Source organism: Shinella sp. AETb1-6 (assembly GCF_009826875.1).
GTDB lineage: Bacteria > Pseudomonadota > Alphaproteobacteria > Rhizobiales > Rhizobiaceae > Shinella > Shinella sumterensis.
The window spans coordinates 25,565-49,301 of sequence record NZ_WUMM01000002.1 but is presented as its reverse complement, the minus strand read 5'-3'; the positions used below and the strand labels follow the sequence as shown (position 1 = coordinate 49,301).

Here is a 23,737-nt window from a genome sequence, read left to right as displayed (position 1 = left end):
GTTCAACGCGATGTTAAGCGTTGTCGCCGTAGCATTTCCCGGTAATGTAGTGCCAGGGCGAGCAGTCTGATGGGATTTTACGGTGACGTATCGCGGGGAAGCTACCTGAACAAGGAAGAGTCCTTCATGTATGACCGGGAAAAGACCTTCCCGATGGAGGACACCTGCAACGAGGCCCGCATCGAGTTCACCGAGACCGGCGGCCTCGTCAATCTCGTCTCCCGCCGCGGTGTCATCGTCAAGCTGTCGCGCAGCGGCGCCGTCATCACCATGACGACGAAGTTCCAGCTCCCGCGCAACTTCTACCTCGACATCGTCAGCGCCCGCATCCCGATGATCGGCTGCCTCACGCAGCGCGTCTATCCGAATGATGTTGTGGAAGCCCGCTTCCTGCGCCTGCTCTCCGACAAGGACCTGCAGCGCATCTTCGTCTATTCCACGCACCGCAACCACCAGAACCGGACGCTGGATATCTACGGCTGATGTGAAAAGAGGGGCGAAACGCTCCTCTTCTTATGTCTGCCAGATATCGAGCTTGGCGCGACCTCCCCCTCCGTCATGCTCGGGCTTGACCCGAGCATCCAGTCCAAGCGCAGACCACTGCCTGTGGATCCTCGGCTCAAGGCAGAGGATGACGTTGAGTTTGTGGCTCAGGCCTGACCGAAGGAGGCGCCACTTAAGCGAACAACACGCTCGCTCCGTGATCCGCCGGACCGGCAATCGCGCGGAAGGGGGCGAAGAGTTCGCGACCCATGCCGAATTCGTTACCGGAGAGGTCGGTGGCCGCCTGCGGGCGGGCGGCGAATTCGGCGGCATCCACGAGCACCTCGATCGTGCCGTGGGCGGCATCGAGCCGGATGATGTCGCCGTCGCGGATGCGGCCGATCGGGCCGTTGTCCACGGCCTCGGGCGTTACATGGATGGCGGCCGGCACCTTGCCGGATGCGCCGGACATGCGTCCGTCGGTCAGAAGCGCCACGCGCTGGCCGCGGTCCTGCAGGATGCCGAGCACCGTCGTCAGCTTGTGCAGTTCGGGCATGCCGTTGGCCTTCGGACCCTGGAAGCGCACGACGGCGATGAAATCGTCCGTGAGTTCGCCGGCCTTGAAGGCTGCGTTCAGCTCCAGCTGGTCATGGAAGACCTTGGCGGGCGCCTCGATGACATGGCGCTCGGGTTTCACGGCGGAAATCTTGATGACGGCATTGCCGATATTGCCGGTGAGCATCTTCAGGCCGCCGGTCGGCTGGAAGGGCGTCTCGATATTGGCGAGCACCTTCGGGTCGTGGCTGACCTTCGGCGAGGGCTCGCGCAGCACGGTGCCGTTGGCGCCGAGCCGGGCATCGACCGTATAGGCGTTGAGCCCCTGGCCGTAGACGGTGCGCACGTCGTCATGCAGCAGGCCGTGCTTCAGGAGTTCCTGGATGAGGAAACCCATGCCGCCTGCGGCGTGGAAATGGTTCACGTCGGCAAGGCCGTTCGGATAGACGCGGGCAAGCAGCGGCACGACATCCGACAGCTCGGAAATATCTTTCCAGGTCAGGAGGATGCCGGCGGCGCGCGCCATGGCGAGGAGGTGCAGCGTATGATTGGTCGAACCGCCCGTGGCATGCAGCCCGACAACGCCGTTGACGATGGAGCGCTCGTCGATCATCTCGCCCGCCGGCGTGAATTCGTTGCCCTGCGCGGTAATCGCCAGCGCCCGCTTGGCGGCTTCCTTTGTCAGGGCGTCGCGCAGCGGCGTGCCCGGATTGATGAAGGAGGCGCCGGGCATGTGGAAGCCCATGATCTCCATCAGCATCTGGTTGGAGTTCGCCGTGCCGTAGAAGGTGCAGGTGCCGGGGCCGTGATAGGACTTGGATTCGGCCTCCAGCAGCTCCGCGCGGCCGGCCTTGCCCTCGGCGAAAAGCTGGCGCACACGCGCCTTCTCGTCGTTCGGCAGGCCGGAGGTCATGGGCCCGGCGGGAATGAAGACGGCGGGCAGGTGGCCGAAGGTCAGCGCGGCGATCGTCAGGCCCGGCACGATCTTGTCGCACACGCCGAGATAGACGACCGAATCGAACATGTTGTGCGACAGGCCCACGCCGGCCGCCATGGCGATGAGGTCACGCGAGAACAGCGAGAGCTCCATGCCCGGCTGGCCCTGGGTGACGCCGTCGCACATGGCCGGCACGCCGCCTGCCACCTGGGCGACGCCGCCTGCTTCGCGTGCGGCCTCGCGGATCAGCGCCGGGTAGGTCTCGAACGGCTGGTGCGCCGAGAGCATGTCGTTGTAGGAGGTGATGATGCCGAGGTTCGGAACGCGGTCGCCGGCGAGCGCGTCCTTCTCGGCGGGGGAACAGACCGCAAAGCCGTGGGCGAGGTTGCCGCAGGAGAGCACGGACCGGTGCACGCCGCTGGCAGCGGCAGCCCGCACGCGGCCGAGATAGGCTTCGCGGTGAGGCTTCGAGCGTTCGACGATGCGGGCGGTGATGGCTTCAATGCGCTTGTCGGCGGACATAAGATTATCCTGACTTCCTCGATTGCATTTTTACACGGCAAGGCGAGCGCGAAAGCTGCACGATCCGCGGGTCCATGGCGCCATGCGCCGGGCATGTTCGGCTTCAGCCGGCTGAGCGCGCTCCAGAGCATTGAAAGCCGAAGAAATCTCCGGCGTCGGGCAATGCTCTAGGGCGCCCAGTAGATATCGACCGGCGTTGCCGCACGCCGCAGGACGGCGCGGATCGGCATATCGGTTTCCGGCCCGTCACCTTCCGCCGCGGCGAGAACGTCCTTCTTGCCCTGGCCTTCGATATGCAACACCAGAAGACGGGCATCCTGAAGGCTGGCGAAGGTGAAGGTGAGGCGGGTTTCGCCGGCACCTTCCGCTTCCATGGTGATGACGCCGCGCGGCGTTTCCGCCGAGATCGCCGTGGCCAGATTGCTGCCGCCGGGGAAGAACGAGGCGGTATGGCCATCCGTTCCCATGCCGAGAATGACGACGTCGAACGGCGCGCCGAGCGCGTCCGCATCCCGCGAGACGATTTTGGCCGCCTCGTCGGCGCTGTCGGCCTGGCGGTAGAGCGGCAGGAAATGCGCCGCCTGCGCCTTGCCCTGAAGCAGGTTCTCGGCAACGAGCAGATGGTTGGAGCGCGGATTGTCGGCCGGCACGAACCGCTCGTCGACAAGCGTGATCGTCACCTTCGCCCAGTCGATATCGCGCGTCGAAAGCGACTTGAAGAAGGCCTTCGGCGTGGAACCGCCCGATACGGCGATGGTCGCCTTGCCACGGGCGGCCACGGCATCGGCAAGGGCTGCGGACACGCGATCCGCCAGAGCTTCGGCCAGCGCCGCACCGTCCTTGAATTCATGCAGTCTCGCGCTCATCGGCCTTCCTTACGTTTCATGCCAGGTGCGGCCGTCGCGCTCGATGAGGGCGATGGCCTGGCTGGGCCCCCAGGTGCCGGCGGTGTAGCCCTGCACCTGCTGGCCGGTCGCTTCCCAGGCCTTGAGGATCGGGTCGACCCAGCGCCATGCGGCCTCGACTTCGTCACGGCGCATGAAGAGCGTCTGGTTGTTCCTGATGACGTCGAGCAGCAGGCGCTCGTAGGCGTCGGCGTTGCGGGCGTCGAAGGCCTGCGCGAAGCTCATGTCGAGCGAGACATTGCGCAGGCGCATGCCGCCCGGACCCGGATCCTTGATCATCAGCGACTGCTTGACGCCTTCGTCGGGCTGCAGGCGGATGATGAGCTGGTTCGCCTCGATACGGCCGGCCGAGGGGTCGAAGATCGAATGCGGGATCGGCTTGAAGGTGATGACGATCTCCGACATGCGCGCGGCAAGACGCTTGCCCGTGCGGATGTAGAAGGGAACGCCCGCCCAGCGCCAGTTGCCGATCTCGGCCTTGATGGCGACGAAGGTTTCCGTGTTGGAGACGCCGCCGTCCAGCTCCTCCAGATAGCCCTTGACGGGGCCGCCGGCGGACGCGCCGGCGCGATACTGGCCGCGCACCGTGAGGCGCTCGACATTGTACTGGTCGATGGGCTTCAGCGCGCGCAGAACCTTGAGCTTTTCGTCGCGCACGGCTTCCGCGTCCATGGAGGAGGGCACTTCCATGGCGACGAGGCAGAGCAGCTGGAGGATATGGTTCTGCACCATGTCGCGCAGCGCGCCGGCCTTGTCATAATATCCGGCGCGGCTTTCCAGCCCGACGGATTCGGCGACAGTGATCTGGACGTGGTCGATATGTGCGGAATTCCACAGCGGCTCATAGAGCGCGTTGGCGAAACGCAGCGCCATCAGGTTCTGCACCGTCTCCTTGCCGAGATAGTGGTCGATGCGGAAGATCTGCTCTTCGCGGAACACCTTGCCGATCGTGTTGTTCAGCTCGTCCGCCGACGCGAGGTCGCGGCCGATCGGCTTTTCGACGACGATGCGCGTCTGCTTGGTGATGAGCTTGTGATCGCGGATCTTCTCGGAGATATCGCCGAAGATCGCCGGCGCGACGGCCAGGTAGAAGGCGCGCACGCGTTCCTTGCCCTCGTCGAGCAGCTCCTTCAGCTTGTCCCAGCCGGCGTCGGACTTCGCATCGACCGAGACGTAGAACAGGCGATCGCAGAAGATCTTGACCTGCTCGTCCTCGAATTCGCCGGGCTTCAGGTGCTCCTTCAGGGCATCCACGGCGAACTTGCGGTACTCCGCATCCGTGAAGGCCGTTCGCGACGCGCCGATGATGCGCGTGGGATCGGAAAGCTGGCCGGCAAGCTGCCGGTGATAGAGGGCCGGAAGGAGCTTGCGTTCGGCAAGGTCGCCGGTTCCGCCGAAGACGACATAGTCGAAGGGTTCAACAGGAATGATCTGGCTGCTCATCGGATATCTCGATCTCGTTCTGTTGCCGGGTGTTATAATCTAATCGATTTAAAAACACCAGCGTGCGACGCAACAAAATCGGTGTTTCCGAACAGATCAGAGCTTGTCGCGTAGCGCGTACCACGTCATGGCGAGGAACAGAAGCGCCGAGCGGAACCGCGAGCCACCGGGGAAGGCCGGGATTTTCAGGGCCTTCAACTGGTCGAGCTCCGCGCTGCCGCCGGTCACGTCCTCGGCATAGAGCTTGCCACAGTAGTTTGACAGCATGACGCCGTGGCCGGAATAACCGCCGATCGTCGTGATGCCCGGCATGACCTCGCGCACATAGGGCTTGCGCGGCATGGTGATGCCGACGGAACCGCCCCAGGCATGGGTGAGTTCGATGCCCTTGAGTTGCGGATAGACTTCCTCGATCTGCCGGCGGATGGGCGGCGTCATGTCATCAGGATTGTCGGAGGTGTAGGCTTCGCGTCCGCCAAACAGCAGCCGGCCGTCGCGCGTCTTGCGGAAGTAGCGCACGACGAAGCGCGTGTCGGCGATGGATTCCCCGCCGGGAATGATCGACGGGAATTTATCGAGCGGCACCGTCGCGCCGATGAAGGAGCGGATCGGCATGACATGCGCCGCCGTCTTCGGCTCCAGATCGCCGATATAGGCATTGCAGGCGATCAGGGCCTTGTCGGCCCGGATGGTGCCGCGCGCCGTCGTGATCACCGCCTTTCCGCCGGACCGTTCGATCTTGAGGGCAGGGGTTCTTTCGTGGAGACTGGCGCCCGCCTCGTGCGCCGCCCGCGCGACGCCGACGATGAGCTTCATCGGATGGATATGGCCGGTGCCGGTATCGCGGATGCCGAAGAAGAACCGCTTCGAGCCGACGCGTTCCTCGGTTTCCGCCCGGTCCATGAAGTGCATGTGCGGATAGCCGAAGCGGGTCGCGGCGATCTCGATATGATCGCGGAAGTCCTTCTCATAGCTTGCCTTGTGGCTGACATTGAGCTGGCCGGGCACGTAGTCGATGTCGAGGTTTTGTGCGGCGGCGAAATCGTGGATGTGCTGCTTGGCGTTTTCTGCGAGGTCGAACAGCGCCCTGGCGCGCTCGTAGCCCAGTTCGGCTTCCAGTTCCTCCGCATCGGTGCGCTGGCCGGTGCCGAGCTGTCCGCCATTGCGGCCCGACGCGCCGTCGCCGAAGCGGTGCGCTTCGATGAGCGTGACGCGCACGCCCTTGAGGGCGAGGTTGTAGGCGGCCTGGAGGCCGGTGAAGCCGCCGCCGACGATGGCGACATCCGTCTCGACCGAGCCGTCGAGCGGCGCATATTCGGGGCGGTCTCCAACGCTTGCTTCATACCAGGAGACGCCGGGGGAAATCGGGCTTTGCCAGGGCATAGCGCACACTCATGGGGCAGGAGGCTGCGGCGGCGCACCGGGGCGCCGGCCGCTGATCGGGATGACGTTTCAGGCGGCCCGGACCGCCGGCCGCTCAGACGTTGAGCAGCAGGAACTCGCGTTCCCAGGGGCTGATCACCTGCATGAAGGTCTCGAACTCGCCGCGCTTGACGCCGGCATAGAGCCCGATGAACTCCGCGCTCAGCACCTCCGCCAGTGCGGGATCGGATTCGAGCAGCGACACGGCCTCGAGCAGGCCGCGCGGCAGATCGATCGTGCCCTCGTTGGCGGTGTCCTCCGTCGGCGGGCTCGGCTCAATCCCGTTCATGATGCCGAGCAGGCCGCAACCGAGCGACGCCGCGAGCGCGAGATACGGATTGGCGTCCGATCCCGGCAGGCGGTTTTCGATACGGCGGGCGGCCGCGTCCGACACCGGCACGCGGAAGGCCGTGGTGCGGTTGTCGTAGCCCCAGGCATTGTTGACCGGCGCCGACATGTCGGGCGTCAGGCGTCGATAGGAGTTCACATAGGGCGCCATCATGACCAGCGTCTTCGGCACATAGGCCTGCATGCCGCCGATGAAGTGGAAGAACTCCTTCGAGGGCGATCCGTCCGGGTTGGAGAAGACGTTCCGGCCCGTGTCGAGCTCCACCACCGACTGGTGGATATGCATGGCCGATCCGGCCTGGCCCTGCATGGGCTTGGCCATGAAGGTGGCGTAGATGCCGTGCTTCAGCGCCGCCTCGCGGATCGTGCGCTTGAACAGGAACACCTGGTCGGCCAGTTCGATCGGATCGCCGTGGCGCAGGTTGATTTCGAGCTGCGCGGGGCCTTCCTCGTGGATCAGCGTGTCGATCTCGAGGCCCTGCTTTTCCGAGAAGTGATAGATGTCGTCGATCAGCTCGTCGAATTCGTTGATGCCGGCGATGGAGTAGCCCTGTCCGCCCAGGATGGCGCGGCCGGAGCGGCCCTTCGGCGGATGCAGCGGATAATCCGGGTCGTCGTTGACGGCGACGAGATAGAATTCGATCTCGGGCGCCACGACCGGCTTCCAGCCGCGCTCGCGATACATCTGCACGACGTTCTTCAACACGTTGCGCGGCGTATAGGGCACGTTCTCGCCCGTCGAGCCGACGATATCGCAGATCACCTGCGCGGTCGGGTCGGTTTCCCACGGCACCACGGAAAGGGTGGAAAGATCCGGCACCAGCTTGAGGTCGCTGTCGCGCGGTTCATAGCGGAAATTGCCGGTTTCCTCGGGGTAATCGCCGGAGATCGTGTGGCGATAGAGCGCCGAAGGCAGCGCCAGCGACGTGTTCGAGGTGAACTTCGACGACGGCATCATCTTGCCGCGCGGCACGCCCGCGAGGTCCGGCGTGATGCATTCGATGTCTTCAATGCCGCGGGCCCGAAGCCAGTCTGCGGCGTCCTTCCAGGTCTTTACTCCGCGTGGCACGCTGATGGCGGGAGGGATTTTGGTGGAGCGTGCTGCTTTCTCTATGGTGGGCGTAACGACTTTCTTCCTGGACGGCATGACACACCGGGGTTGGTTGATGATGCGCCATCATAGACACAGATTGATGCTTGGCTAGCTCCCCCCTGCGCATCAAAACGGGGATTTCCGTTCTATTTCCCGTTTTCGTGCCCGGATTGACATTCTGCTGCGATGGCCGAAAGAGAGGAAAAAGAGGATTTCAACGTGGCAGAGCGGCGGGACGTCGTCATTATCGGAGCCGGCGCGGCAGGCATGATGTGCGCCATCGAGGCGGGCAGGCGCGGGCGCCGTGTGCTCGTTCTCGACCATGCGAAGGCGCCGGGCGAAAAGATACGCATTTCCGGCGGCGGCCGCTGCAACTTCACCAATATCCATGCCGGCCCGAAGAATTTCCTCTCCGCCAACCCGCATTTCGCAAAGTCGGCGCTTGCCCGCTACACCCCGCGTGATTTCCTCGATCTCGTGGAGCGGCACCGTATCGCCTGGCATGAGAAGACGCTGGGCCAGCTCTTCTGCGACAATTCGGCGAAGGACATCATTGCCATGCTGCTGGCCGAGATGAAGGCGGCGGGCGTCGAACTCAGGCTTTCCACTGCGATCGGCGACATCGCGCATGACGGGACGTCCTTCCGCATATCGACGGAGCAAGGTGCGATCGAGGCCGCCTCGCTGGTCGTTGCCACCGGCGGAAAGTCCATACCCAAGATGGGCGCCACGGGATTTGCCTATCGCGTCGCGGAGCAGTTCGGGCTGCCCGTTATCGAAACCCGTGCCGGTCTCGTGCCGCTGATGCTCGATCCCGCCACACTTGCCGCCCACGAGGGCCTGCCCGGCGTCGCGGTGGACGTGGCGGCACGCCACGGCAAGACCGAATTCCGCGAGGCGGCGCTCTTCACCCATCGCGGGCTGAGCGGCCCGGCCATCCTGCAAATCTCCTCCTATTGGCGCGAGGGGGAGGAGATCGGCCTGCACATCCGCCCCGATCTCGACTTCGCCGCCATCATCGCCGCCGCCCGCAAGCAGAACGGCCGGCAGGCGGTGCAGACCGTTCTCGCCGAACATATCCCGAAGAAACTGGCGCAGTTGGTCGTCACCGATCTGGGCATCGACGGCCCGCTCGCCGAACTCTCCGGGAAGCGGATCGATGCGCTGGTGCAAAGGCTGCGCGACTGGCGGTTCCGGCCGCCGGCGTCGGAAGGCTATCGCACGGCGGAGGTCACGCTCGGCGGCGTCGATACGGCCACGCTCGATTCCCGCAGCATGGCGGCAAAGGCGGTGCCGGGGCTCTACTTCATCGGCGAGGCGGTGGATGTCACCGGCTGGCTGGGCGGCTACAATTTCCAATGGGCCTGGGCCTCCGGCCACGCCGCGGGGCAGGAAGCGTGATTCCTGCACGGTCCTTTACCGTCCGTTAAGACCTCGGGGCGGATGCTCTCGAAATGTCGGCGTTTCCCACCTTTCGGGATGGGAGACAACATGATGTGGGCCGGCAGACCGGATCATCCGCGTTGCCTGTTGTTTCCCCGTAACGGAGTATCGCCGCATGCCTGCCACACGCCGCCCCGCCCGCGCCATCGCCATTGCCGCAACGGAAGAAAGCCGCCGCCGTCTGCTGGCGATCGGCGTCAATTGCGCGCTTGCTGCCATTCTGGTGACGGCACTCGCGCTCATCGCCCTTTGACGTTCGGGCCGGGATAAATCGGTTTAAAAAGTCAGGGAATTTTAAAGATTGCCCCCGATGATCTCTGGATAGGGTTCCGGAAGCCGCGTCCCATGACGGATGCCCGCGGCTGGCAATGAATGCTCCCCCGGATACGCGGCATTGCAGCCGCATGAAGTCGGTAATCCGGCGTCCGAATCCTGGGGAGGCTCTGGAAGAGAGCAGGGGTGGAGCGCGCCGACAACGGATGTTCCGCCATGTTTATTGATCGCATTCTTGCTCGTTTCAAAATCCAGACCAAGGTTCTGGTCTTCATCCTGCCGTTCGTTCTGAGCATTTGCGCCGTCGGCTTCACGGGTCTCTATGCCACCGGCCTGCTTCAGGGCCGCATGGAGATTTCCAACAGCGTCCTCCAGTCGCTCAGCGGCTTCAAGGACGTCTATGCCAGCATGAACCGCTTCCTGCAGGATACCAGCAAGGAGACCCGTGACGAGGTCAACCAGCGCCTGAAGGCGCAGGTCACGCTGCTGCGCCAGACGATGGATGGCCTGACCCCCGACGTCGACGCCTCGAAGCTGCTCGACGCCCAGAAGCAGACCAAGGACATCGAGGCGCGCATGGAGGGGCTGTGGCTGCTCTATACCCGCGAGACCAGGCTGCATGACGCGATGGGCAAGAACCTCAATTACCTTGCCGCCGAACAGATCAAGATTCTTGAAGAGGCGACCAAGCTGCAGCGCTCCGTCCGTCAGGACGAGAACACCGCAAAGAGCATGCTGCGCGAGGCCGACCGCCTGACCAATGCAGGCCGGTTCTTTGCCGATTTCCTCAGCGACTTCGCCAAGGCCCCGACGCCGGACGAAAAGCTGAAACTCGTCAAGGAGCGCTACCCGCTGATTTCGAAGACCGAACGCTCGATTGCGGCCATCCTGCCGAAGAGCCAGAAGGTCGTCTCCACCACCATCCGCACCACGATCGACGAGCTCGGCGGTTACCTGGCCTCCAGCGATACGGCCGATGTCGTCGTTCCCGAAGTGGCGCGCCGCATCAACCGCTTCCGCCAGATCGCCATCCAGCTGCAGGGTGGCGCCGGCGAGAAGATGCGCGAAGCGACCCGTATCTTCGGCGAACTCGATGAGCCGATCATCAAGTCGGAAGCCGTTCTGTCCGCCACGCGCAAGCTGGTCAATTCGATCTATGACGCCGAAATCATCGCGGCCCGTTTCCTAGGCGAAACCTCGGAGGAAAATCGCACCAAGCTGCTGGCGTCGCTGTCCATCGTAACGAGCGAAATCGACACCCTGCGCGGCAGCGCCAACGGACTTGCCTTCTTCGACGGTGTCGGGCAAGCGGTGACGCCCGTCATCGACAAGATCAACGCCGACAGCGCCACGCTGGTGAAGATCAGCACCCAGCGCACGGCCGACTTCGATGTGGCCGGCCAGTCCATCGACAGCATCTGGAACCTGCTCAGCCAGTTTGCCGAGGAGCAGAAGACGAGCGCCGGCTCGGAGCGCGAGAAGGCCAACCAGGTCTCGGTGCTGGCGACCGTCGTCGGTGCGGCCATCGCCGTGCTTGCCGGCATCGCGCTGGTGCTGACGCTCAAGGGACCGATCGGGCAGATCACCGGCGCGATGCGCCGCCTTGCCGACGGTTTCCTCGACACCGGCATATCCGGCCAGAGCCGTGCCGACGAAATCGGCGACATGGCCCGCGCGCTCGGCGTCTTCAAGGAAAACGCCCTGTCCAAAATCCGCGTGGAGGCCGAAAGCGAACAGCAACGCGCCGAGGCGGAGGCCGAGCGCCGCCGCAACGACGCGGAAAAGCAGGCGATGGACCAGCAGATCGACTTTGCGGTCAACGCGCTTGCCGCAGGCCTCGGCCGCCTGGCGCAGGGCGACCTGTCGCGCCAGATCGAGACGCCGTTCTCCGGTCGCCTGGAGCAGCTGCGCCAGGACTTCAACGTCTCGCTCGTGCGCCTTCAGGATACGCTGGGCCAGATCCGCAACAATGCCCTGTCGATCCAGCGCAGCGGCGCCGACATGCTGCAATCGGCCGACGCGCTTTCCAAGCGCACCGAATCGCAGGCTTCCTCGCTGGAGGAGACCGCCGCCGCCGTCGAGCAGATCACCGCGACCGTGCGCTCCTCCGCCGAGCGGGCGCATGAGGCCAACCTCGTCGTGGGCGCCACCAAGCGCAGCGCCGACAATTCCGCCGGCGTCGTCAGCAACGCGATCGATGCGATGGGACGCATCGAGGGGGCTTCCCGCCAGATCGAGCAGATCATCGAGGTCATCGACGACATCGCCTTCCAGACCAACCTTCTGGCCCTTAATGCCGGTATCGAGGCCGCGCGTGCGGGCGAGGCGGGCAAGGGCTTTGCCGTTGTCGCGCAGGAGGTGCGGGAGCTGGCGCAGCGCTCGGCGAGTGCCGCCCGCGAGATCAAGGTGCTCATCGAGAAATCGACGAGCGAGGTGAATGCCGGCTCGCATCTCGTGCAGGAAACCGGCGCCGTGCTCGCCGCAATCAGCCAGCAGATCGTCACCGTCAGCCACCATGTGGACATGATGGCGACGGCAAGCCGCGACCAGGCCGCAGCACTCCAGGAGGTCAACGGCTCCGTCAACCAGATGGACCAGATGACCCAGCAGAACGCCTCGATGGTCGACGTCACGACAGCGGCGAGCCGCAAGCTTGCGGGCGAAGCCGACACGCTGATGATGCTGGTCGAGCAGTTCCGCCTCGAAGCGGAAGAACACGATCACGGCGCCTACCGCGCCGCCTGATTGAGCCGCCGCTGATAACCGAAAAAGGCCTGGATTTCCGGGCCTTTTTTATGCCTGGACGTCCCGATTTACAGGATGTGGTGGCGGATTTTCAGCTTTTCTTATATCTTGATTTTTATCATTTCGGGACAATAGGAGCCCGACAATGAGCAAGATATTCCGATCTTCGATCGCCTATCAGTATGCGGCGATGACCTTCGCCTTCATCTTTCTCAGCGCCGCCGTCATCGTCGGCGTCATGCATTACAATCTGAAGAGCTATGTGCTGCAGGATGCGGCCAATGACGCCCATGACGCCACGCGCAACATGGCGGTTCTCTACGATGCCGTGATCGACGGGGCGTCTATCGAGCTGAAGGATGGTGCGCTTGCCGGCGTGCGCAGCGATGCGATGCCGGAGCTTGCGAACCACGATCTTGTCGATCGCACCGCCACGTCCATTGCCGGCGTCGCGACGATTTTTGAGAAACAGGGACCGGACTATGTCCGCATCTCGACGAATGTGAAGAAGGAAGACGGCAGCCGCGCCACCGGCACGAAACTCGCCGCGGATCATCCGGCGCAGGCGGTACTCGCCAAGGGCGCGCCCTATTTCGGCCCCGCGCAGCTTTTCGGCCGTGATTTCATGACCGGCTACTTCCCGGTCAAGAATGCCGCCGGCGCCAATGTCGGATTGCTTTTCATCGGTATTCCGATGGAGGTCTACTTCCAGAAGATCCATGACCTCCAGCTTCGCGCGATCATCGCGGGTGGCGTTTCCATGCTGCTCTTCGGCTGTCTCGCCTATGTCGCCGTGCGCCGGGCGACCCGTCCGCTGCGCGCGCTGATCGGTGCCGTGGGCGCGATCGCGCAGGGTCGCCTCGACACGGATATTCCCAGCCGGGACAAGGCCAACGAGTTCGGCCAGATCGCGCGTGCGCTGGAAGTTTTCCGCGAAAACGCGCAGCGCCGGATCGACATGGAGGCGGTCGCCCAGCGTCAGAATGAAGAGGCGGCAGCCGAGCGCGAAAAGGTGGACACGGAAAAGCGCGAAACGGACCGGCAGATCGATTTCGCCGTCAACCAGCTGGCGGCCGGCCTCGGCCGGCTTGCGCAGGGCGATCTTTCCGAGACGATCGACGTGCCGTTCTCCGGCCGGCTTGAACAGCTGCGGCAGGATTTCAACGATTCGCTGTCGCGCCTGCAAGGCACCCTCGGCAGCATCCGTGCCAATGCGGTTGCGATCCAGTCCAGCGGTGCCGAGATGCGCCGGTCCGCCGACGATCTGTCGCGTCGCACGGAATCACAGGCCGCCTCGCTCGAGCAGACGGCGGCGGCGGTGGACGAGATCACCGTGACCGTTCGTTCCTCCGCCGAACGCGCGCAGGAGGCCAACAGCCGGGTCGCCGAAACCAAAGCGAGCGCCGACAGTTCCAGCGCCGTGGTGACCAGTGCGATCGAGGCGATGGGGCGGATCGAAGACGCCTCGCGAAAGATCGAGCAGATCATCGAGGTGATCGATGACATCGCCTTCCAGACGAACCTGCTTGCGCTTAATGCCGGCATCGAAGCGGCGCGGGCCGGTGAAGCCGGCAAGGGCTTTGCGGTCGTTGCACAGGAAGTGCGCGAACTGGCGCAGCGCTCGGCAGAGGCCGCCAAGGAAATCAAGGGCCTGATCGACAAGTCGACGCAGGAGGTCAGCACGGGCGCGAGCCTTGTGCAGGAAACCGGCGCGGTGCTTGCAGCAATCAGCCGCCAGATTGTCGGCATCAGCGACCACGTCGCCCTGATCGCGACGGCCAGCCGGGATCAATCCGCAGCGTTGCAGGAGGTCAACGGTTCCGTCAACCAGATGGACCAGATGACCCAGCAGAACGCATCCATGGTGGAATCGACGACGAGCGCGAGCCGTCAGCTTGCAGGCCAGGCGGACGAGCTGATGGCACTTATCGGCCAGTTTCGTTTTGAGGCGGGAGAGCGCACTTCCGGCGGACGGACCGCCCGCGCCGCCTGACGGTTTTGCGCGACGTTGAAGGCGCAGCTTCCTGAGCCTTCTTCACCGGATACTGCCCGAAACGAAAAACCCCCGGCGCAGGGACGCCGGGGGTTTTCTTGACTGGATATAGGCCTGTCAGCCGCGACCCTGCGTCACGATGACCGGGATCAGCAGGTCGCCCCAGTTGCCCTCGCCGCCATGGTGACGGGCGGAGCGGACGAGCTCGACCGACACGCCGGCGTCGACCGCCTTCATGACGGACTGGTTGAGGCGATGCAGGTCATTGGCGACCATGCGGATCATGGCCTGCTGGTCGGATGTCATGGCGGACGCCTGTTCTTCAGCACGTTCCTTGACGCGGGTCTGGACTGTCATGGCATTTCTCCTCTTGTAATCAGGGGTTCTTGAAAGGGTGGTCTCGCTTACTCGGCGGCCGGGCGGAACTGCTCGTGCTCGGTCGATTCATGCATGGCGGTCGTCGATGACTGTCCACCGGTGATGGCCATGGAGACGGCATCGAAATAGCCGGTGCCGACTTCGCGCTGGTGCTTGGTCGCGGTGTAGCCGTTGATCTCGGCCGCGAATTCCGCTTCCTGCAGTTCCGAATAGGCGGCCATCTGGCGTTCCTTGTAGCCGCGGGCCAGTTCGAACATGCCGAAGTTCAGCTGGTGGAAGCCGGCGAGCGTGATGAACTGGAACTTGTAGCCCATCGCGCCCAGCTCGCGCTGGAACTTGGCGATCGTCGCGTCATCCAGGTTCTTCTTCCAGTTGAACGAGGGCGAGCAATTGTAGGCGAGCAGCTTGCCGGGGTGGGCCTTGTGCACGGCTTCGGCGAACCTGCGGGCCTGTTCGAGATCGGGCTTGCCGGTTTCCATCCAGATCAGGTCACAATGCGGCGCATAGGAAATGGCGCGCGCAATGCAGGGCTCGATGCCGTTCTTGACCTGGTAGAAGCCCTCGACCGTGCGGCCCTTGTCCTTGTCGACGAAAGGCTGGTCGCGCTCGTCGATGTCGGAGGTGAGCAGCTTGGCGGCTTCGGCATCGGTGCGGGCGACGATCAGCGTCGGCACGCCCATGACGTCGGCCGCGAGCCGCGCGGCGTCGAGGTTGCGGATATGGGCGGCGGTCGGGATCAGAACCTTGCCGCCGAGATGGCCGCACTTCTTTTCCGAAGCCAGCTGGTCTTCGAAGTGGACGCCGGCCGCACCCGCCTCGATGAACGCCTTCATGATCTCGAAAGCGTTGAGCGGACCGCCGAAACCGGCCTCCGCGTCGGCGACGATCGGGGCGAACCAGGTGTCGACCGAAAGGCCGTTGCCTTCCGCCGTCTCGATCTGGTCGGCGCGCTGCAGCGTGCGGTTGATACGCTTGGCAAGCTCCGGTGCGGCATTGGCCGGGTAGAGCGACTGGTCGGGATACATGGCGGATGCGGTATTGGCATCGGCGGCGACCTGCCAGCCGGAGAGATAGATCGCCTTCAGCCCGGCGCGGACCATCTGCATGGCCTGGTTGCCCGAGAGCGCGCCAAGCGCGTTGACGAAATCCTCCTCGTGGATGAGCTTCCACAGGCGGTTGGCGCCGTTTTCCGCCAGCGTATGGCGGATCTGGACGGAGCCGCGCAGCTTCTCGACCGTCTCGGCCGTATAGGGGCGCTCGATGCCATCGAACCGGCCCTTGGGCGCGCTCGGAACAAGATTGTAAAAATCGGTCATGGTATCCTCCAGTGCGATGTTTCAGGATCGGGCGGCAACTCCTTGTTGCCCGATTTGATATGACAGTATTTACATCGCAGCGCACAATCCGACGAGGAAAATCCGGTAAATCAGGCTGTAAATCGAGTAATGATGTGTTGTCTTTGACAGATGGGCAATGTAAAAAAGTAAAAATTGTAAAGTCTGATACGCAACCGCGCGTGTAAAGGATTTGACATATGGCGGAGAACAAGATCTTTGCGGGCCCGAAGGTCCGGCGCATCCGCAACACGCTCGGCCTCACCCAGACGGCGATGGCCGAGGGGCTGTCGATCTCGCCGTCCTACCTCAATCTGATCGAGCGCAACCAGCGACCGCTTACGGTGCAGCTTCTTCTGCGGCTTGCCTCCGTCTACAAGGTCGATCTCGATGAGCTCCAGGGCGAAAGCGCCGGCAATGCGCGCCAGTTGCGGGAAGTCTTCGCCGATCCGCTGCTGGCCGGCGAACTGCCGGGAGACCAGGAGCTTCTGGAAATCGCGGACGCGGCGCCGAATGTGGCGAGCGGTATCCTCAAGCTCTACCGGGCCTATCGCGAGCAGGCTGCGCGCCTGACAGACCTTGCCGATATGCTGGCCCGCGAGGGGCGCGCCACCATGCTGGCCGGTACCCTGTTGCCGATGGACGAGGTGCGCGACAAGCTGGAAAACCGCCCCAACTATTTCGGCGCCATCGACGAGGCCGCCGAACGGTTCCACGCCGCGCTCGCACCCGGCGACGAGCTGGCCGCGGCGCTGAAGGGCTGGCTGCGCAAGCAGCACGGCGTCGTCGTGCGCCTTCTGCCCGTCCATGCCATGCCGACCCTGCGGCGCCGCTTCGATCGGCACTCCATGCGCCTCTTCCTGTCGGAGCGCCTTTCGCCCTTCGATCAGCTGCGCGAGATCGCCATGGAAACGGTGCAGCTGGCGCTTCAGGACGAGATCTTCGCCGAGCTCGACCTGCTTGCCTTCTCCACCGCGGAGGCAAAGCGCATCGCGCGTTTCGAGCTGGCGCGCTACGCGGCCCATGCCCTGATGATGCCCTATGAGGCCTTTCACGCCGCCGCACAGCGCGTGCGCTACGATATCGACATGCTGCGGTCGCGCTTCGGCGTGTCCTACGAACAGGCGGCGAACCGCCTGACCATGCTCCAGCGGCCGGGCAGGGCCGGCGTGCCGTTCTTCATGCTGGAGATCGACAATGCCGGCCACCGTTTCCGCCGGGCCGGCGCACAGGGTTTTCCTCAGGCCCGGTTCGGCGGCGACTGTCCCAAGCTCGGCGTGCACGCGGCCTTTGCCCAGCCGGGGCAGATTCTCGTCGATCGCGTGGAAATGCCTGACGGTGCCGCATTTCTCGCCGTCTCCCGCACGCTGGAAGGGCCGCAGGGCGCCTTTGCCGAGCGTGTGCGCCGCACGGCGCTGCTCATCGGCTGCGATGCGGCCCATGCGGACGAGACGGTTTACGCGGAAGCGCTGCGTCGGGACGCCGCCGTGCCCGTCGGCACCGCGTGCCGGCTGTGCGAGCGGCAGGGCTGTCTTGCACGGGCCGAGCCGCCGGTCACGCGTCCGCTGGGGCTCGACGAAATGGTGGCGGGCCTCAGCCTTTTCGACTTCCAGTAAGTTTTGACTTGATTTCCGTCGGAGATGCGGATGAGATATGATAGGAATGGGAACAATGTGATATAAAATTCGTCGGGCCTTTACGTAGAATGCGGCTTGTCGCCTCTTGAAAAAACTCCATAATCGGCGACAGACGTTCGTGTGAACGCATCGGTCAGTTAAAAAACTGGGAGAAAAATCAATGGTAAGACGTACTCTTTTTGCGACGGCCGCTTTTGCGGCGCTCATGGCGGCCGGCAGCGCTTTCGCGCAAGAGAAGGTTGTCAACGTCTACAACTGGTCCGATTACATCGATAGCTCGATCATCGACGATTTCACCAAGGAAACCGGCATCAAGGTCGTCTACGACGTCTACGACTCCAACGAAATCCTGGAGACGAAGCTGCTGGCTGGCGGCACAGGTTATGACGTCGTCGTGCCCACCAACACCTTCCTGCAGCGCCAGATCGCGGCGGGCGTCTACCAGAAACTCGACAAGTCCAAGCTGCCGAACCTCAAGAACATGTGGGACATGATCTCCGAGCGCATGCAGCCGTTCGACCCGGGCAACGAATACTCGATCAACTACATGTGGGGCACGATCGGCATCGGCTACAACAAGGCCAAGATCAAGGAAGCGCTGGGTGTCGACGAAATCGACAGCTGGAGCGCGATCTTCGATCCGGCCAATGCCGAGAAGCTGAAGGACTGCGGCATCAACATGCTGGATTCCCCGACCGACATGATCCCGGTCACGCTTGCATCCCTCGGGCTCAACCCCGACAGCCATGATCCGGCTGATATCGCCAAGGCCGAGGAAGCGCTGCTGAAGGTGCGCCCCTTCGTGCGCAAGTTCCACTCGTCGGAATTCATCAACGGCCTTGCCAACGGCGATATCTGCATCGCGATCGGCTGGTCGGGCGATATCTTCCAGGGCCGCGACCGCGCCGAAGAGGCCAAGAACGGCGTCGAGATCGGCTATGCCATTCCGAAGGAAGGCACACAGATGTGGTTCGACCAGATGGCGATCCCCGCCGATGCGCCGCATGTCGAGGAGGCACACGCCTTTCTCGACTACATCATGCGTCCGGACGTGATCGCCAAGGCGTCGACCTACATCCACTACGCCAACGGCAACAAGGCTTCCCAGGAACTTCTGCCCGAAGACATCATCAAGGATCCGACGATCTACCCGGATGAGGAAACGCTGAAAAAGCTCTTCACCAACACGGCGCTCGATTCCAAAACGCAGCGTCTGTTCACGCGCACGTGGACAAAAGTCGTGACCGGCCAGTAATCGGTCCAGTGCAAATTGCCCGGAAGAACCTTCCGGGCAATTTCATTTGTGCTGCCAATAAAAAGAGATGGGGACAGGCATGAAATCTCTCGGCAATATCCGTCGTTCCTTTGCGCCCTGGGCCGACCCGGCCGCAAAGCCGTTCATCACCTTCCGCAACGTCACGAAGAAGTTCGGTGATTTCACGGCTGTCGACAATCTCACGCTCGACATCTACCACCGCGAGTTCTTCGCTCTGCTCGGCGCTTCGGGCTGCGGAAAGTCCACGCTTCTGCGCATGCTTGCTGGGTTCGAACGGCCGACATCCGGCGAAATCATCCTCGATGGCCAGGATATTGCGAGCATTCCGCCCTACAAGCGGCCGGTCAACATGATGTTCCAGTCCTACGCGCTCTTTCCGCACATGACGGTGGAGAGCAATATCGGCTTTGGCCTGCGCCAGGACGGCATGCCGAAGAACGAGATCGCCGAGCGTGTCGCCCAGATGCTCAAGCTGGTGAAACTGGAGCAGTTCGCCAAGCGCAAGCCGCATCAGCTGTCCGGCGGCCAGCGCCAGCGCGTGGCGCTCGCCCGTTCGCTGGCCAAGCGCCCGAAGGTGCTGCTGCTCGACGAACCGCTCGGCGCGCTCGACAAGAAGCTGCGCGAGGAAACGCAGTTCGAACTGATGGACCTCCAGCAGGATCTCGGCCTCACCTTCGTCGTCGTCACGCACGACCAGGAGGAGGCGATGACCATGGCCGACCGCATCGCCGTCATGAGCCACGGCAAGGTCATCCAAGTCGCCACCCCTGCGGAAATCTATGAAGCGCCCAATTCGCGCTTCGTCGCGGATTTCATCGGTGACGTGAACATTCTCGACGGCAAGGTCTCCGCGAGCGGCAACGGCAAGATCGAACTGGTGACAAACGACGGCTTTACCGTTCGCACCGCCTCGGCGGGCGCACCGGCGAGCGGCAGCGCCGCCGGCTTCGCCATCCGGCCGGAGAAGCTGAAGGTCTCGCGCAATGCCCCAACCGACGCCACCGTCAACGCGGCCGAGGGCGAGGTCTGGGACATCGGCTATCTCGGCGACATGACGGTCTTCTACGTCAAGCTCGGCAGTGGCAAGGTGGTCAAGGCCTCGATGCTGAATGCCCAGCGCGAGGTGGAGAACCCCATCGCCTATGATGAAAAGGTCTGGGTTTCCTTCGGCGAGACAGCCGGCGTCGTGTTGAAGGATTGAGCGCATGAGCAAGCTCGGCTCCGCCATCTTCAGCCGCCTTGTCATCATCATTCCCTATGCCTGGCTGCTGTTCTTCTTTCTTGTCCCCTTCCTGATCGTCTTCCGCATTTCGCTGTCCACCACCGCCATTGCCCAGCCGCCCTATGAGCCGGTTTTCGCGCTGGCGGACGGCCTTTCCGGCATCTGGGCGAAGATCGGGGAGTTCAGCTTCGACAATTTCGTCTGGCTGACCGAAGATGCGCTCTATCTCAACGCCTACCTGTCGAGCGTGTGGATCGCCGGCGTTTCGACGCTTGCCACCCTGCTGATCGGCTATCCCATCGCCTATGGCATGGCGCAGGCGCCGCGTTCGCTGCGTCCGACTCTTCTGATGCTCGTCATCCTGCCGTTCTGGACGAGCTTCCTCATCCGCGTCTATGCGTGGATCGCGATCCTGAAACCGGAAGGACTGCTCAACCAGTTTCTGATCGGCACGGGGATCATCGATTCCCCGCTGATCATCCTGGGCACGAACTGGGCGATCTATATCGGCATCGTCTATTCCTACCTGCCCTTCATGGTGCTGCCGCTCTATTCCGCGCTGGAGAAGATGGACAACACGCTGATCGAGGCGGCGCAGGATCTCGGTTGCCCGCAGATCACCGCCTTCTGGAAAATCACCTTCCCGCTGTCGCTGCCCGGCGTGGTGGCAGGCTGCATGCTCGTCTTCATCCCGGCCGTCGGCGAATTCGTCATTCCCGACCTGCTCGGCGGATCGCAGACGCTGATGATCGGCAAGACGCTGTGGAACGAGTTCAATGCGAACCGTGACTGGCCGGTATCCGCTGCCGTGGCGACGATCCTGCTGCTCATTCTCGTCGTGCCCATCGTGTTCTTCCAGAACGCGCAGGCCAAGGCCGAAGAGCAGGGGAGATAAGCCATGAACACCTGGTCCCGTTTCAACATCGTCTCGGTCGTTCTCGGCTTCGCGTTCCTCTACCTGCCGATCGTGCTGCTGGTCATCTTCTCCTTCAACGAGTCCAAGCTCGTGACGGTCTGGGCCGGCTTCTCGACGAAATGGTATGTATCACTGTTCAACAACCGCGGCCTGATGGATGCGGCGTGGGTGACGATCCGCGTCGCGCTCCTGTCTGCCACCATCGCCACGGTGCTCGGCACCATGGCGGCGCTGGCCCTGACGCGCTACACGCGCTTTCGCGGCCGGCTGCTCTTCTCGGGCATGGTCTACGCACCGCTTGTCATGCCGGAAGTCATCACCGGCCTGTCGCTGCTGCTGCTCTTCGTCGCCATCGGCCTCGACCGCGGCTTCGTGACGGTGACGCTCGCGCATATCACCTTCAGCATGTGCTTCGTGACGGTTGTGGTGCAGTCGCGTCTCCTCTCCTTCGATCGCTCGATCGAGGAGGCGGCGATGGATCTCGGCGCCACACCGGTCCGCACCTTCCTGGAGGTGACGCTGCCGGTCATCGCGCCGGCCGTGCTGTCCGGCTGGATGCTGGCCCTGACGCTTTCGCTGGACGACCTCGTCATTGCCAGCTTCACCTCCGGTCCGGGCGCAACGACGCTGCCGATGAAGATCTACAGCCAGGTCCGCCTCGGCGTCACGCCCGAGATCAACGCGGCCTGCACCATCCTGATCGGCCTTGTCGCGATCGGCGTCATCATCGCGTCGATCATGACGAAACGGCGCGAAGTGCAGCGCCAGCGTGATGAGCAGGCGGCCATCGCCGGCCGCTGAGATGGGCGAAGAGCCGTTACTGGCGGGGCTGCCGCCCCGTCAGGACCGAGGCCGGCGAGATGACCGGATCGGGCCAGGAGCCGCCGACGAAGAAGCTGAGGCCCGGCTTGCCGTTCGTCGCGTCTGCTGCCGTCCGGTCCTTCAAAAGCCCGGCCAAAGCCAGGCTGCCGGTCCGGTAGGGCACCATTCCCGACAATGTCAGCAGCGCATCGTTGCTTTCGATCTCGGCCTTTGTCAGCTCGGCGAGCCCCCGGTCGAGACGTGCTTCGACATCCGCCCGGTTGAAATCGAACGACCCGTCTCCCGCCGCGGACACGCTGAAGAAGTTGCCCTGTGCCGCGAGTTTCTCGAAGGCCTGTCGGTTGAAATGCGTGAGCGTGCCGGACCCCAGCCGCAAGCGGAACTTGCCGGACATGTCGGAGGGTGTGGTTGCCCACAGCGGCAGCTTCGTCGAGAGTTCGAAATCCGCCGATCCGATGCCTGACGGCAGCGGGCCCGGCAGCGCAAGTGTGCTGGCGATGCTGCCCATGTCGACATTGCTGAGCGAGAATTGCAGCTTGCCGCCACCGCGGAAGCCTTCTTCGGCCACCGCGATACGCCCCGTCAGGCGCCCGTCCAGCAGGGTGCTGTCGCCGATATCGAAGGATGCGCGTCCGTTCTCGATGCGCATGCCGGCGGCAAGGTCCTTCAGCGCAAAGGGCGAGAACGTTGCCGTTCCGGCCGAAAGACGCAGGTCCATGCCGAACTGATGGATGAACGTGGTGTCGATCGTCGGGGCGTTCTGGTCGGCGCCGGGAAGCGGCGAAAAGGCCGAGAGGAAGGCGCGCAGGTCGATGCGGTCGAAGGCGAGCGTGCCTCCGATCCGCGGCACGCTCTGCGGTGGCATGTTGAGGTCGAGCACGCCGGTCGCCTTGGTGCCGTCGAGCGCCAGCTTGACGTTCTCCAGTCTGGCGGCGTAGCCGGATGTCGCGATGTTCGCTTCGACGGTCATCTCCCCGATGGTGCTGATGGCCGGAATGTCCCGGCCCTGCCAGGCGAGCAGGCGGCTGAGCGAGGGCGTCGAAAGCTGCACGGTGCCGTTGACGAAGCCGCTGCCGGAAAGATTGCCCGCGCCTTCGAAGCGGACGGCGCCGGGGTCGGCCGACAGGCTCGTGCGAACGGTGGCATCGCGGCCGGCAAGCAGGGCGAGCGGCTGGTCGGCATCGAAGGACAGGCGCGTCATCTCGCCATTGCTGACACCCGAAAGCGCCAGGGTCAGGCGTTGCCGCAGGGTCGGCCAGGTGACGGTGCCGTCGATGTCGGAGATGCGGTAGGGACGGCTCTCGCCCGAAACGATCTCCAGCACGCCGTCCACCAGCGTGATCGTGCCGATGCGTTCATCGGACGGTTCGGATGTCGGCTTGCCCTCGGCGGCCTTTGTCGCATCGATGGCCTGGACGAGCCAGCCGCTGTGGCGCCAGTTGAATGTTCCGTCCGCCTGCCGGCGCAGGCGTACGATGGGCCGCACAAGCTCGAAATCGCTGAAGGACGGGTGTCCGCGCACTGCGCCGAAAAGGTCGAACGTCGCCGAGACGGTTTCGGCGGAAATGAGCTCGCCGCTGCCATCGGGCACGACGCGCACGTCGCGCAGCGTCACGCGGGGATAGGGCCAGAAGCTGAAATGCGTTTCCTTGCCGATATGAACCTGCGCGCCCGTCCAGTTCTCGAGCGCCTGTTCCAGGCCGCGCTCCACCGTCTCCGGCTGGACGAGAAAGGAAAAGCCGATGCGCAGTCCCGCGACCACGACAAGCGCGACCAGAATGGCCCTTACCCAGAATTTCGATCGGACCAAACGGGGAAGGGTCATGGGGCGCGGCTCCTCTGCCCGCGGCATTCACATCTCAAGCGAAATCGGGATAGGCCGTCGCGCGCAAGAAATCAAATCCCGCCATGGCGGAATTGCGTTCGGAGACGGCGCGATCCGGCGTTCGCCGCTTTATATTGCGGCGCACCATGATATACCAAAGCCGTG

18 protein-coding genes are annotated in these 23,737 nt (G+C 63.7%); 10 read left to right on the top strand and 8 right to left on the bottom strand.

Annotated features, from left to right (window positions below; translation table 11 throughout):
• Window positions 1–69 precede the first annotated feature (69 nt).
• Window positions 70–483, top strand: a complete 414-nt coding sequence (locus tag GR158_RS03475; RefSeq protein WP_134649719.1) for a hypothetical protein — start codon at window positions 70–72, stop codon at window positions 481–483.
• A 193-nt stretch (window positions 484–676) separates the two neighbouring features.
• On the opposite strand, the gene edd is transcribed toward GR158_RS03475, so the two are convergent.
• The 5 genes from edd to GR158_RS03450 all read right to left on the bottom strand — a co-directional run bounded on the left by edd (window position 677) and on the right by GR158_RS03450 (window position 7,762).
• The gene (edd, locus tag GR158_RS03470; RefSeq protein WP_160870031.1) at window positions 677–2,497 is read right to left on the bottom strand and encodes a phosphogluconate dehydratase; all 1,821 of its coding nucleotides are present in this window, start codon (window positions 2,495–2,497) and stop codon (window positions 677–679) included.
• Between the two features lie 167 nt (window positions 2,498–2,664).
• Window positions 2,665–3,363, bottom strand: a complete 699-nt coding sequence (pgl, locus tag GR158_RS03465) for a 6-phosphogluconolactonase (protein ID WP_160870029.1) — start codon at window positions 3,361–3,363, stop codon at window positions 2,665–2,667.
• Window positions 3,364–3,372: 9 nt separating this feature from the next.
• A complete protein-coding gene (gene zwf / locus GR158_RS03460) occupies window positions 3,373–4,845 on the bottom strand; it encodes a glucose-6-phosphate dehydrogenase (protein WP_134649722.1) in 1,473 nt (490 codons plus the stop codon).
• 96 nt (window positions 4,846–4,941) lie between these two features.
• Window positions 4,942–6,228 (bottom strand): FAD-binding oxidoreductase, encoded by a 1,287-nt coding sequence (locus GR158_RS03455; RefSeq protein ID WP_160870027.1) that lies wholly within the window; start codon window positions 6,226–6,228, stop codon window positions 4,942–4,944.
• Between the two features lie 94 nt (window positions 6,229–6,322).
• Window positions 6,323–7,762 carry a glutamine synthetase family protein gene (locus tag GR158_RS03450; RefSeq protein ID WP_134649724.1) on the bottom strand — a complete coding sequence of 480 codons (1,440 nt, stop codon included), beginning with the start codon at window positions 7,760–7,762 and terminating at the stop codon, window positions 6,323–6,325.
• Window positions 7,763–7,927: 165 nt separating this feature from the next.
• On the opposite strand from GR158_RS03450, the gene GR158_RS03445 reads away from it, so the two are divergent.
• The 4 genes from GR158_RS03445 (at window position 7,928) to GR158_RS03430 (ending at window position 14,162) form a co-directional block, all read left to right on the top strand.
• The gene (locus tag GR158_RS03445) at window positions 7,928–9,109 is read left to right on the top strand and encodes an NAD(P)/FAD-dependent oxidoreductase (RefSeq protein ID WP_160870025.1); all 1,182 of its coding nucleotides are present in this window, start codon (window positions 7,928–7,930) and stop codon (window positions 9,107–9,109) included.
• Between the two features lie 157 nt (window positions 9,110–9,266).
• A complete protein-coding gene (locus tag GR158_RS03440; RefSeq protein WP_160870023.1) occupies window positions 9,267–9,404 on the top strand; it encodes a hypothetical protein in 138 nt (45 codons plus the stop codon).
• Window positions 9,405–9,640: 236 nt separating this feature from the next.
• The gene (locus tag GR158_RS03435) at window positions 9,641–12,169 is read left to right on the top strand and encodes a methyl-accepting chemotaxis protein (protein ID WP_160870021.1); all 2,529 of its coding nucleotides are present in this window, start codon (window positions 9,641–9,643) and stop codon (window positions 12,167–12,169) included.
• 145 nt (window positions 12,170–12,314) lie between these two features.
• Entirely contained in the window at window positions 12,315–14,162 is a 1,848-nt protein-coding gene (locus GR158_RS03430; RefSeq protein WP_160870019.1) for a methyl-accepting chemotaxis protein, read from the top strand.
• A 117-nt stretch (window positions 14,163–14,279) separates the two neighbouring features.
• On the opposite strand, the gene GR158_RS03425 is transcribed toward GR158_RS03430, so the two are convergent.
• The gene (locus GR158_RS03425; RefSeq protein ID WP_134649728.1) at window positions 14,280–14,519 is read right to left on the bottom strand and encodes a hypothetical protein; all 240 of its coding nucleotides are present in this window, start codon (window positions 14,517–14,519) and stop codon (window positions 14,280–14,282) included.
• 47 nt (window positions 14,520–14,566) lie between these two features.
• Window positions 14,567–15,856 carry an isocitrate lyase gene (aceA, locus tag GR158_RS03420; RefSeq protein WP_160870017.1) on the bottom strand — a complete coding sequence of 430 codons (1,290 nt, stop codon included), beginning with the start codon at window positions 15,854–15,856 and terminating at the stop codon, window positions 14,567–14,569.
• A 218-nt stretch (window positions 15,857–16,074) separates the two neighbouring features.
• Here aceA and GR158_RS03415 point away from each other — a divergent pair, with 218 nt between their 5' ends.
• The 5 genes from GR158_RS03415 (at window position 16,075) to GR158_RS03395 (ending at window position 21,726) form a co-directional block, all read left to right on the top strand.
• On the top strand, window positions 16,075–17,490 hold the full coding sequence (locus tag GR158_RS03415) for a short-chain fatty acyl-CoA regulator family protein (RefSeq protein ID WP_160870015.1): 1,416 nt from the start codon (window positions 16,075–16,077) through the stop codon (window positions 17,488–17,490).
• Window positions 17,491–17,656: 166 nt separating this feature from the next.
• The gene (locus GR158_RS03410; protein ID WP_370359654.1) at window positions 17,657–18,766 is read left to right on the top strand and encodes a polyamine ABC transporter substrate-binding protein; all 1,110 of its coding nucleotides are present in this window, start codon (window positions 17,657–17,659) and stop codon (window positions 18,764–18,766) included.
• A 79-nt stretch (window positions 18,767–18,845) separates the two neighbouring features.
• Window positions 18,846–19,988 (top strand): ABC transporter ATP-binding protein, encoded by a 1,143-nt coding sequence (locus GR158_RS03405; protein WP_134649732.1) that lies wholly within the window; start codon window positions 18,846–18,848, stop codon window positions 19,986–19,988.
• A gap of 4 nt (window positions 19,989–19,992) precedes the next feature.
• Window positions 19,993–20,904, top strand: a complete 912-nt coding sequence (locus GR158_RS03400) for an ABC transporter permease subunit (protein ID WP_134649733.1) — start codon at window positions 19,993–19,995, stop codon at window positions 20,902–20,904.
• A gap of 3 nt (window positions 20,905–20,907) precedes the next feature.
• Window positions 20,908–21,726, top strand: coding sequence for an ABC transporter permease (locus GR158_RS03395; RefSeq protein WP_160870011.1), 819 nt, complete (start codon window positions 20,908–20,910; stop codon window positions 21,724–21,726).
• 16 nt (window positions 21,727–21,742) lie between these two features.
• On the opposite strand, the gene GR158_RS03390 is transcribed toward GR158_RS03395, so the two are convergent.
• Window positions 21,743–23,572 (bottom strand): AsmA-like C-terminal region-containing protein, encoded by a 1,830-nt coding sequence (locus GR158_RS03390; protein ID WP_160870009.1) that lies wholly within the window; start codon window positions 23,570–23,572, stop codon window positions 21,743–21,745.
• Window positions 23,573–23,737 lie beyond the last annotated feature (165 nt).